We start from the raw sequence: 12,094 nt of genomic DNA, 5'->3' as shown, positions 1-12,094 counted from the left end.
CCTTCCGGGCCGTCGTTTGAACAACCTGCCAATCCATGTGAGACCAACCACACGACTCGAAAGGATAAATTTGATGGCGAACCACACAAACTCCAAAATCGCCGCCACGTCTGACGAACCTGAAGTCGCAAGCGAAGATTCCGGCCGCCAATCCTACAACCGGCACCTGTTGCTGGACCACGTCGTCAGTCCCGAAGACGCCAGCCAACGCGAACGTTTCGAGGCGGTCGCCCGCACCTTGCGTGATTTCCTGACGCAGCGTTGGTTGCTCACCCAGCAAACCCACGACCGAGAAAACCCGAAGCGGGTCTATTATCTGTCGATGGAGTTTCTGATCGGGCGGGCGCTGACCAACAACATCATCAACCTGGGTGTCGAACCGTACGTCCGCAAGGAACTGCGGTCCGACCCGCGACAAGATTGGGGAGAAGTCGTCGAAACCGAACCCGATGCCGGCTTGGGTAACGGAGGTCTGGGAAGACTGGCGGCCTGCTTCATTGAATCACTGGCCACGCTGCAGATTCCGGCCATGGGTTACGGACTGCGATACGAGTATGGAATCTTTCGCCAGGAGATCGAAAACGGATATCAAATCGAACAGCCCGATCACTGGCTGGCACAACCGGACCCTTGGGAGGTCTGTCAGCCACGCCAAACCGCTCAGATCCCGGTGGCGTGTCGATTCGAATTGCACGACGGCATGCTTCGGGCCGTCTCTGGTCACGCGACTCATCTGCTGGGTGTTCCCTATGACCGCCCCGTGGTCGGGTACGGCGGCCAGACGATCAACACGCTGCGGTTGTGGGGGGCCGCATCACCAGACCAATTCGACTTTGGCGAATTCAGCTCGGGGGACTTCGTGGGCGCGATCGTCGATCGCGTCCTGGCCGAAACGGTGACTCGCGTCCTGTACCCGGACGACTCGACACGCGCCGGCCAAGCCTTGCGGTTCGTTCAAGAGTATTTTCTCGTGTGCTGTTCGCTGGCCGACATCGTGGCACGCTTCCGACGCACCAATGACGACTGGGGATTGCTGAGCGAAAAGGTTGCGATCCAACTGAACGACACGCACCCGGCGATGGCCGTGGGGGAGTTGATGCGGCTTCTGTTGGACGAGGCAAAGCTGGGTTGGGACGAGGCCTGGGAGCTGACCGTGCGAACGCTGGCCTACACCAATCACACGCTGTTGCCCGAGGCGTTGGAAAAGTGGCCGGTGCGGTTCTTTGAACTGGTCTGCCCGCGACTGTTGGAGATTGTGTACGAAATCAATCGGCGATTCGTCGCCGATGTGCAGCAACGTTACCCCGACGATCACCAGCGCGCGACCCGGATGAGTGTGATCGAGGATTCCGGTGAGCGGCAGATCCGGATGGCCAACCTCGCGATCGTGGGCTCGCACAGCACCAACGGCGTCGCCCAGATCCACTCCGATCTGCTCCGCACACGCGTCGTTGCCGACTTTGCCCAGATGTTCCCCGAGCGGTTCAACAACAAGACCAACGGCGTGACGCCGCGGCGTTGGCTGCTGGCCGCCAATCGCGACTGGGCTGGATTGATCACCGAATCGATCGGCGACGCTTGGATCACCGATCTCAGTGAATTGCGACAGTTGTTACCCTTGGCCGACGACCAGACGTTCCGAAGCCGGTTTCGTCAGACGAAACAGGCCGCTAAAGAACGATTCACCGATTGGTTAAAAGCCACGACCGGACAGGTGGTCGATCCGGAAACGATTTTCGACAGCCAGATCAAGCGGATCCATGAATACAAACGGCAGTTGCTGAACATCTTGCACGTGATCGTTCTCTACCACCGGCTCCGAAATAATCCCTCGCTGGAGATCCCGCCGCGGACATTCTTCTTTGCCGGAAAAGCAGCCCCCGCCTATCGGCTGGCCAAGCGGATCATCAAGCTGATCAACAATGTCGGTCGGGTGATCGACGAAGACCCGGTTTCCCGCGGTCGCATCAAAGTCGTGTTTGTGCCGAATTACAACGTCTCCTTGGCCGAGCGATTGATTCCCGCCACCGACGTCTCCGAGCAAATCTCGACGGCCGGCTACGAAGCCAGCGGTACGGGCAACATGAAGTTCATGATGAACGGCGCGCTGACCATCGGCACCCGCGATGGGGCGACGATCGAAATGGCCGAAGAGGCCGGCGAGGAGAACTTTTTCCTGTTCGGATTGAACGCCGAACAAGTCGCCGACAGCCGCCAGTGGTACAGCCCCCACTGGCACTACGACAACGAGCCGGAAACGCGCGCCGCGCTCGACCTGATCTTCAATGATCACTTCAGTCGCGATGAACCGGGGATCTTCACGCCGATCCGCGAGTCGCTGTTGGATCACGGCGATTACTTCATGCACCTGGCGGATCTCGCATCGTACGCCGAGGCCCAGCAACGGCTCGGCGAGCTTTACGCCGATCCCGACGCCTGGGCGCAAAAGGCGATCATCAACGTGGCCGGATCAGGAAAGTTTTCCAGCGATCGCACCATCGCCGAATACGCCACACAGATCTGGAACGCCGTGCCTTGTCCAGTCGGCTAAGAAATCCTGCGATGGTCCCTCGGGGCCGGCGAAAAACCGTACGACGGTCCCTTCCGGGCCGTCGCTTTGAACCCCGCGGGTTCAGTTGTGGGCTGAAAGGGGACAACCCGAAAGGGATGTCCTACGGGGTTGGCGTCTTCCTACCGAAACAGTTGCGGATCCAGTTTTCGGAGCATCGCCTTGAGCCGCTCGATCGATTCATTCGTGGCGGCTTCGCCGATCACGGCCATCTCGTCGGCACGCGTGAATTCGGACAGGTCGAATGATGTGACGTCGGGGGCGATGACCAGGTCGGCGGGCTGAACGCCGACATCGTTCATGCTGTAACCCTGGATCATGTGTTGACGCATCATGACCTTCAACGTGGGAAAGAAACCGCTGACCGCCGAGGACCGCTTGCCACGGATCGACAGAAAGTCTTTTTCAAGACTCGCGGTCACGGTCGACGCGACGACGAAGTTGCAGCCTTGGTCGAATAGTGCGTTGGCCGGAACATTGTTCAACAATCCTCCATCGACCACGGCTTGCCCCTGTTTCACGATCGGCAAGGCCAACGGGGGTAGATTGATGCTCTCCAAGATATTGTGTGTCGCGTCGCCGCAGTGTCGCTCCAAAAGTGCACCTTCAACCAGGTCCACGGCGATCGTCGTCATCGGGATCGCCAATTGCTCCATGCGGAAGTCATGCAGGTATTTGCGTAGCATCGGATCGAATTGGTCATAGCGGTACTTGTAAATCAGGTACCAGTATCCGCCCGCCGGAAGTCGGCGAAAAAACCAACCCGGCATCAGGTCCGTTTTGAAACATTGCGTCGCGTAGTCGGGATCCATGCCGGCGGCGTAAACCGTTCCGGTCATCGCCCCCGCGCTGGTGCCGGCCAGTCGGTCGACAAAAATGCCATGCTGTTCCAAACATTTCAGCACCCCGAGATGGGCCATGCCGCGCGCCGCACCGCCGCCGAGCGCCAGACCGATATGCACGCCTCGCAAATGGTGAACGATCCGCTCCAGGCCTCGCCCAAGCAGCTTTCCATGCTGCGTCGATGATTGCCCGGAGTAGGTCTTAAAATCTCCCGCAGCGAGTTCATCGAGCTTCGGAAGATAGGGCGGAGCAGCATCGTCGTAGGTCAGACACCAGACGATCCGCACCTTGTCCCGCAACCACGGAGCGGCACGCTGCAAGACTCGTAGCTGCTCGATCGCGGCATCGACATCCGCCGGCGCGATGCACCACAGCACGACTTCCGAGTAGCTCAGCAGGCGATTGAGATCGTCTTGCGGATGATCGGCGCGCACGTCGATGAACAAACGCCCGAGCGAAGACCATTCCCTTAAACTGTTTGTGATTGCATCAGGGGAAATCATCGCGCCGTTTTCGTACAGCTGCTTGAACGGAACACCCTCGCTCGGCGACCATCGATCGTCATCGCCGGCCACGCAAACAGTCTCCTCGAGCTGCCTTAACCGACGGACAAGGTCGACCGTCAGGGAACGACTGGCGTCCGATGGATGCACCACGCCGACCACGGCCGGCTTGGGCAGGTCTCGATCAACCACGACCAATCGCTTCACCACGTTCGCCGCCGCAGAAAAGATCGAAAGCTGAAACTCGCGATGCTTGGTCGTCAGCCGCAGCAATTCGTCCAACGTAAAGTGGATGGCCGTCGTAGGCTCGACCGCTGACACCTGCAAGTGAGAACGCTCCGGCAGGACGACCGAAAAAAGTCCCAGTACCGAACCGCGGGCCAACCTCTCGCAATGAATCTGCTTGTCGAGGCGATCGAATAAGATACTTTCCAAGCTTCCTTCAATCACAAAGTAGACCTTTGTGATTTCGGCGCCCGTGGCCATCACCTCGTCACCCGGCATGAACTGCGAGATTTCTGCGGCTGCCGCGATGTCCTCGATCACGTCCGGCGAGAGGTGGCGGGCCCAGTCCAATCGCTGCAGCTCCACACGAAGCCGTTGCCGATCTAGAGTCATGGAAGTCCCTCCTGGAGCAGGTTGCGAACGATCCAAATCACGCGAGGTGCGGCCCGAAAACTGGCCAGGGGCTCACGGAGTGGTGCCGGCAAAATTCTTGAATACACGAATCTTTTTCCAAGTGCAAGTCGCGCTTCTTTGGCGATAAAATACGCCCTGCCTGGCACTGGTTCCGTGGTTGTTTGTTTTGGACACTTTAACTTCAAGGGACTTCGACGCTCCAACCGTCAAGCCGAATTGCATGACAATCCTAACCGCGTTTTCGGACCGAATCGCAGAGCTTGATGCCCGATTGCCCAAGCTGGCCAAGTCGATCCTGGTTTTGAGACACTTGAACTGGCCCGACTCGCTCGAAGAGACGTTTCTCAAGAATTGGCGAGCCGGAACGCCGGCGCTTCCCGTCGTCGAGTTGAACTTGCCGGATTTCGGGACGGAGATTTCGGCGCTCGACGACTTTGTCGGATCGTGCGAGGGCGACGATCCGATTCTCCAATTCTTGCGACGAACCGCAACGAGCTATGCCCTGGCGGGGCGGATGCTGATGGCCGCGGGCACTGCCGAGTTCACTGAGCGTTCGATCCAGCTTTACGGGCGTCCGGACGACGCCTATGCCAGCCAATCGTTCACGGGCGTCGATGCGGCAGCGTTTCTGCTCGAAAAGACCGACCACCTGCTCGGCGGCGCCTCGATTCCGGCCGGCGAAGCCGATCAGCCCGCCGAGCCGTTTGCCCGGCGAATGCAACAGGCGATCGACGCCTACTTCGTCGACGACGCCGTCGAGGTGGTTGTTGATAACGAATTGTCGTCCAAGGCGATTGCCGGAACCACACGCTTGCGGATTCGGGGATCGGCGGCGTTTTCCGAACTCGACTTTGATCAACTCTATCAACACGAAGCGCTCGTTCACATGGCGACGGCAATCAACGGTCGCCGGCAAACGAATCTCCGATCCCTTGGACTCGGCGCCCCGCGAACGACTCGAACGCAAGAAGGAATTGCCGTGTTCGCAGAACTGGCGACCCGCGCAATCGACATCGATCGACTCCGCCGGCTGGCCCTGCGGATCCAGGCCCTCAAGCATGCCTTGGACGGAGCCGATTTCATCGACTGCTTCAAGATCTTTCTCAACGCAGGCCAAAGCGAACGCGAATCGTATAAATCGGCCCAACGCATTTTCCGGGGCGGAGACGTTCGTGGCGGCATTGCGTTTACCAAAGACAGCGCCTACCTGAAGGGGGTGATGGAAACGCACGTGTTATTGAACGTGGCGATCCGCGACAACCAACCCCAGATCATCCAGCGGCTATTTGCCGGGCGATTGACGATGAGCGACACTGTGACGCTGGGCCACTACTTTGATTCGGGGTTCCTGCAACAACCCCGCTATGTCCCCCCCTGGGCCTCCGACGTGCGCCGGCTCGCTGCCTCGCTCGCCTACTCCTCGTTCATGATGAGCGTGAACCTAGAGCCAGTCACTTTGGACGCCTTCGTCGCCGCCGCAACACGCTCGGAGATCGATTGATCACCACGCGTTCAGCCGTTGGCGGACGGGGGACAACCCGGAAGGGATGTCCTACGTGGGCGATGGTACGACGGTCCCTTCCGGGCCGTCGCTTTGAACGCTACGGGGTCAGCCCAAGGCTGAACAGGTGCCCCAGGCATTAAAGACGCCGGCATCGCCACATCCGGGCGTCGGTCCCCGCAGGCCAAAACTGGATCAGGGCGATCAATCTGCCGACTCATGAAGGTATGGGTTTTGCACGATTTCGTTCGGATCGACACCATGCTTCCGCGACAGCGGTACCTGCACCACCGATTTCACCTCCCGGCGTATGGCATACTGCTCTTGGCTGGGTTGATTGCATCGCTGGTTCCGCGCCAGCGGTGCGCTGGGGAACCGCCACGCAGTGCGGACGCGGTTTGTACTGATGACACGTCGGATCTGACTCTGCTCGATCCTCTGTTGGGCCCACGTTCCGCGATCACTTGCGAACCGATTTACTACGGCGAACTGTTCACCAACGCGCGGGGCGGAATCGCGACGAAGAATGCGACACGGTACCAGGGGCTGCTCGACCTGCTGGTCACGACTGATCTGGAACAGTTGCCGATTCCTCTGCCGGGGCGATTCGTGCTGCTCGCCCAAAACACCCACGGGCGCGGGCTGACCGACGACTTTATCGGTGACACGCAGGTGATCAGTAACATCGACTCCGGTGACAACATCATGCAGGTCAGCGAGTACTGGTGGGAATTCATGCTGCTGCATGAAAACATCACCGTCCGGCTCGGCAAACAGGATTTGAATACCGAATTCCTGGTCATGGATCTGGCGTCGGACTTCATCCAGTCGTCTTTTGGGCTCTCGCCGTCCGCAGGGTTTCCGTCCTACCCCGACCCAGGCATGGCGGCCGTGTTACAGGCAAAGCTGACCGACTCAGCGACGCTCAAAGTTGGCTTTTGGGACAGCCTCGCCGATGGCGGCCGATGGGGATTCTCGGACAACGAGGTGACGTTTTCGGTTCTTGAGCTGGAGTATCGCTATGCGCTGGCCGATGGAGACTTGCCTGGAACGCTGGACGTGGGAGTCGGATACCAGTCAGAGGGCCAGGTCGTGCCAGGAGCCTCCCTCTCGTCGGGCTACGGTTACTATGTCCAGGTCGAACAAACGTTGTTCCGCGAGACGCCGCGGCAGGAAGAACCGGTTCAAGGCCTGGGCATTTTCGGATCGTACTTTCCCAGATTCGCCAACGGGTCGGCCCCGATCAGTTCGATTGACGACGCGCTGGTGTGCGGAGTGGTTTACACCGGACTGATTCCCGGGCGTGACGGGGACGTCGCCGGTGCCGGCTATGCCTGGGCAGGCCTCCACCAAGGCGGTGCCAACGAGGAAGCCGTCGTCGAGCTGTTCTACAAAGCCAGGCTGACACCCAAGCTGACCGTGCAACCCGACCTGCAATACATCTCCACTCCATCGGGAATCTATCCCGATGCACTCGCCGTCGGCACCCGTTTCGAACTGCAACTTTAACACGCACCCCGCGCGTTCAGCCGGGGGCTGAAGGAGGACACCCCGAAAGGGATGTCCTACGTGGGAGATGGGCTCGGGGACAGATGGGCTCGGGGACAGATGGGCTCGGGGACATGGCACCACGACCCCCGCTCCTCTTTTTTGCTAGCATGTTGTGACGGCAGCGGATTTGACTTGTGCCCTGTCCCCGAGTTTTATTTTTCCCCGAGTTTTGTTTCTTCCCCGTTTTCGTTTTCCTATGATCGACTCGATTCGTTGCTTTGCTCTCTTGATGCTCTTCATACCCGCCACCGCTGCGGCTCTGGGCGACGATTCGCTCCGCGAGGCCGTTGAATGCCATCCCCGCGGCGGGCTGCCGAACTTCATCGCCAAAGCACAGGCGGGCGAAACGGTTCATGTCGCATACCTTGGGGGCAGCATCACTGCCGCGCCCGGATGGCGTGTTCAGTCGCGACAGTGGCTACAAGAGCAGTATCCCGAGGCAACGGTCAACGAAATTCACGCGGCGATCGGCGGCACGGGGTCGGATCTTGGCGTGTTTCGGCTCGGCCGCGACGTACTGCAGCATCATCCCGACTTGCTGTTCGTGGAGTTCGCGGTCAACGACGGCGGAGCGTCACCGGAACGGATCCACAAGGCGATGGAAGGCATCGTGCGTCAAACCTGCACGGCGGCGAGGTTGTCATTCACTTGGACGACAACGGCGGCGTCACACGTCAGCGGATCGACGGCTACTGCACCTACCACCGGATGGCGACTTTGACCATTGCCTCGGACCTGCCGCCGGGGCGTCACAAGGTCAAGGTCACCCTGACATCCGAAACACTCGACAAACGCGAAATTCTGTTCGAACGCAATCGAGCCGATTTCGATTCCAAACCCGAAAAGTATCAGGGGCACACTTGGTATGCATCGTCGCTGATGCTGATCGGCGACTTGGAATAGCGGCTCTAACGGAAGTCCACTCGGACGCGTGTCATCGGATCGGGCATCATCGGGTAACGTCGCAGCCGTCCGGCGGCGATCGATCGGGCTTGAACGAACCAGGTGTCGCCCGCTTGGACCGAGGCCCCCAGTCCGTTTTGTTCGATCGCGATCTCTGCGGTCACGACGCCGTCATCGGAGCGATGCGTGGCGACGTACCAGGTCGGATTCCAGTGATCGGAACCGTCCAGATCATCGTGCGTGCGGCCGTCGCGTGTGAACCCCAGATTCATCGCCGTCAGCAGGTCGCGATCGATGTCCAGCCCCAGGAGGATGCGATCCGATTGCGTCAGGTCCGCGTCACGACGACCGACCGGTTCGGTTTGGTCGGTCGATGCAAAATGAGTCTCGGAGATTTGGATGGCGATGTATATGAATCGCTCGTCCCAGCCAAATCGCAATGTCGATGGCGTCGATCCACGTGTCCGTGCCGGTCGGGCGCGGTCGGTGTTCCAGAATGATTCGTTGAGTAAACCGTCCAGCCGCGGCGGCAAGGCGGTCGCGACGGCAACGGCGGTTTGCTCGGAAGCCGACTGGAGCAAACTGGACCACGGCGACTGGCGATCGGCGATGCGGCGCACGTCGGCCGAAAAGTCGTGTTGGGGCGTCGCGGGGGCGGGTTCGTCGGCGGGGGCAGGTTCGTCGGAGGATTCGGTTCGGGTTTGATCGGCGACGCCGTGCTGCCGCCGCGCGATGGCGTCTTCGGTGATCAGTCGCACCGGATGCATCTGCCACGCCAAATCGAGTTCCTGCTTACGTGTCGGCGGAGTCGGGCGCAACGGCGTGAGTAACCCGTTGCGGCGACTGCCTCCCAGCGGCAGTGTCGCCGAGGCTTGGATGACGCGCGATTGCGACTCCAGCATCGACGCGCTGTCGGCGAGAGAGGTGTGGGACTGGAACGGCGAAACGATTGCGGCGTGACCGCCGCGTGTGGGAAGCAATTCGTGGGCTGTCTCGGGCAGCGATTGACGCTCTCCGGTGGACCTCGCCGATGTCTCGGTCTCGGCAAGCGACCGGCCCGCGGGATCCAGGCTGGTCGTCAACACCGGGTGCCGATCCCATTCCAGACTCTGGTGACGCGCCCGGGCGTGAAGCTGCATCAACTGGGCGGCCGATGATCCCTCGAATCGATGCGCGATTTCGTTCCACACGGTGACCACACTGGCTCGGGCGATCGACGGGGCGGTGGTCGACCGGCGGGCGATCGACCAGGCGGATCGAAATTGGTCTTCACGACTCGTTTGGTCCAACAAGCGACGCATCGCGTCGGCGAACTTGTCAGGTTCCAGAGTGAACAGATTCTTGATCGCGGCTTGCTGCTTCAACCGTCCCTGGATCACCTGCAATCGACGATGACTGGCTTTGGATTTTCGCGGCGGCAATCGATGTCCGCGGCCAAGTCGAACGCCCACGCCCAAACTGTCGCCGCGAGCCGATTGTGAACCGCTGCTGTAGCGTGTGTTGATCGCGACCCAAGGGTTGTCGGCGGGACCAGCGTGGGCGTGGTGTGGGCTGGCGTGCAGATCGAAGTCGGCGACCAACATCAAACTGTCATCGGCAAAGTCACCGGCCAGCACGCCGCTATCGGGCAACATCGCGCTGTCGTGCAACAACGTTTCCCCCTGGCCGTGGAGCGCATAGTGGACGACTTTTTCGCTGCCGCCGGCAACGGCGTGTTGCAATAGGGCGGTTTGCGTCTCGGCGGGCAGCCCCGCGGCGAGGGCCAAAATGGGTGGCTGATGAACGTCGATCCAACGCCGCAGTGTCGCCAACGAGGTGTCCGTGTCTGATTCGCGAAACGTGTCCACCGCTGCGACACCCAACTGCATCGCGGCCTGTTCCAGGGCATGCGTCACACGCCCATCGGCCGTGCCGACGATCAGGTTGCAACGCAAGCGTTTCTCCAGCGTTTCGCGTCCGATTAGCGTCCACGGGATCTGATCGACATTGGCCGCGATCACCAGCATCGCGCACGCGGAGGGTCCACCGGACGTGGAAGCGAGCGAGTGCTCGGACGACAACCGAGGCACAGGGGACCAGGTTTGGCCTCCGTCGGTTGAGCGAAAGAGGTTTCCATGGTCGCCGGCACAGAGCATCGTTGGATCGTCCAATCGACAGAAGGTGCGGATGACCGAGCGCGTCTGGATCATGTTTGCCAGCGACGCCGACTGTTCGGCCGTTGCCCCCTTTGGGGATGAGCCTCGCTGCGGCTCCGGGTTGGAGTTCGACTGCGGGTCGACTGTCGACTGCCAACTTCGGCCGCCGTCGCGCGATTGAAACAAGGTCGCCCCGGTGATCGGATCCGCTGCACCGCGCACGCTGATCGTCGGGCGTCGACCGCCGGAGAGACCTGCGTCGTCGGTTTGCTCGATCATGTGCAACAGCGGCAATTCGGAATCACCGGATCGGCGCCACGAAGCTCCCGCATCGTGACTGACCAGAACGACGCCGCGCGTGATGCGTGTGACCACATCGACCCCACCGCCGATGGCGATCACCCGCTGGGCATCGACCCAAACAGCGTCATTCAATCGGCACTGCACGCCGCTTTCCACCGCGTGCCAGGATCGGCCGCCGTCGTCGGTCACCAAGATGCTGCCGTGGTCACCGACCGCGACGCCTCGTCGCTGGCCCGCGAATCGGATCGCGCGGATCGTCGCCGAGGCGCGCAGCGTCTGGTGATCGCAATAGTCCGGTGAGGTCAGCGCGTCGGGGGCAATCCCCTTCGCAGTGGCCCCGATCGCAGTGGCCCCGATCGCAGTGGCCCCGATCGCAGTGGGCCCGATCGCAGTGGGCCCGGATGTGATCGGGGCGGCTTGGATCGGAGGCAGCGATCGCAGCGGATCGCGGACGTTCGTGAAATCCTGAGCCGCGGCGGGTGAGATGGCCGCCAAAGTGGTGGCCAGGATCGCAATCAGGAGAGGTTTAGCGTGGCGTGGGCGGCTGCGCGAACCAGTTGGTGTCAAACGAGTGTCTGCCGATCGTCGCAGGGCTGCGAGCGTGTTGAACGACACGCCGCACCGATTGGAGTTGCCCCTGGGAGCACCACTGGTCTTGAAAGTCCTGCATTTCATGTTTGGATCCATCCCCTGACCAGGCTTCCGGCAAGAATCAACGTCAAATAACCGAGGCCCAGATTGGCCAAAACGTACGCCCCTGATGCCCCCCAACGTCCCTCGCCGGCCAGCATCGAAGATTCGGCGGCGAAGGTGGAAAACGTGGTCAACGAGCCCAGGAAACCGACCCGCAGCGCCAGCATTAATCGCCCAATCGACTCCGAATCCGCGGGGGCAAGGGAGGATAACGCCCCCAAGAGGCCACATCCGATGACGTTGGCCAGTGTGGTCCCCAGCATCGTCGACCCGCCCGGCAACGCGGCGGCCAGCAGCGTCACGCCGTACCTGCAGAGTGATCCCCCGGCACCGCCGAGGGCGATCGCTGCCAAATTGAGCCAACTAGTCATCTGTGCCGGGTGTTTTTCGCATTGCCTAAGCTTCGGCCCCCACTTACGTTAAGCAGCTAGGTTCGGAAGTTCTCCCTGCCACG

8 protein-coding genes are annotated in these 12,094 nt (G+C 60.8%); 5 read left to right on the top strand and 3 right to left on the bottom strand.

Annotated features, from left to right (window positions below; translation table 11 throughout):
• The first annotated feature begins 73 nt into the window (after positions 1–73).
• A complete protein-coding gene (locus tag H1B37_RS00855) occupies positions 74–2,551 on the top strand; it encodes a glycogen/starch/alpha-glucan phosphorylase (RefSeq protein ID WP_182864711.1) in 2,478 nt (825 codons plus the stop codon).
• 140 nt (positions 2,552–2,691) lie between these two features.
• Here H1B37_RS00855 and H1B37_RS00850 read toward each other — a convergent pair whose 3' ends face one another.
• The gene (locus H1B37_RS00850; RefSeq protein ID WP_182864710.1) at positions 2,692–4,533 is read right to left on the bottom strand and encodes a cyclic nucleotide-binding and patatin-like phospholipase domain-containing protein; all 1,842 of its coding nucleotides are present in this window, start codon (positions 4,531–4,533) and stop codon (positions 2,692–2,694) included.
• Positions 4,534–4,774: 241 nt separating this feature from the next.
• Between H1B37_RS00850 and H1B37_RS00845 the strand changes: the two genes are divergently transcribed.
• The 4 genes from H1B37_RS00845 to H1B37_RS33575 all read left to right on the top strand — a co-directional run bounded on the left by H1B37_RS00845 (position 4,775) and on the right by H1B37_RS33575 (position 8,509).
• Positions 4,775–6,055: a tyrosine/phenylalanine carboxypeptidase domain-containing protein gene (locus H1B37_RS00845; protein ID WP_182864709.1), complete on the top strand. Its 1,281-nt coding sequence runs from the start codon at positions 4,775–4,777 to the stop codon at positions 6,053–6,055.
• 441 nt (positions 6,056–6,496) lie between these two features.
• A complete protein-coding gene (locus H1B37_RS00840; protein ID WP_182864708.1) occupies positions 6,497–7,564 on the top strand; it encodes a carbohydrate porin in 1,068 nt (355 codons plus the stop codon).
• Positions 7,565–7,835: 271 nt separating this feature from the next.
• Positions 7,836–8,327 (top strand): SGNH/GDSL hydrolase family protein, encoded by a 492-nt coding sequence (locus tag H1B37_RS00835; protein WP_286177263.1) that lies wholly within the window; start codon positions 7,836–7,838, stop codon positions 8,325–8,327.
• Complete coding sequence (locus H1B37_RS33575) at positions 8,324–8,509, top strand: hypothetical protein (RefSeq protein WP_286177262.1); 186 nt, start codon at positions 8,324–8,326, stop codon at positions 8,507–8,509. Before H1B37_RS00835 ends, H1B37_RS33575 begins: the two co-directional genes overlap by 4 nt.
• Positions 8,510–8,514: 5 nt before the next feature.
• Here H1B37_RS33575 and H1B37_RS00830 read toward each other — a convergent pair whose 3' ends face one another.
• Positions 8,515–11,622 carry a hypothetical protein gene (locus tag H1B37_RS00830; RefSeq protein WP_220497973.1) on the bottom strand — a complete coding sequence of 1,036 codons (3,108 nt, stop codon included), beginning with the start codon at positions 11,620–11,622 and terminating at the stop codon, positions 8,515–8,517.
• Positions 11,619–12,011, bottom strand: a complete 393-nt coding sequence (locus H1B37_RS00825) for a fluoride efflux transporter FluC (protein WP_182864706.1) — start codon at positions 12,009–12,011, stop codon at positions 11,619–11,621. The genes H1B37_RS00830 and H1B37_RS00825 overlap by 4 nt, the downstream gene beginning before the upstream one ends.
• Positions 12,012–12,094 lie beyond the last annotated feature (83 nt).

The organism is Stieleria mannarensis (assembly GCF_014154935.1).
GTDB lineage: Bacteria > Planctomycetota > Planctomycetia > Pirellulales > Pirellulaceae > Stieleria > Stieleria mannarensis.
Note: the sequence above shows the minus strand (reverse complement) of the source record. Positions and strands in the feature narration are given on the sequence as shown.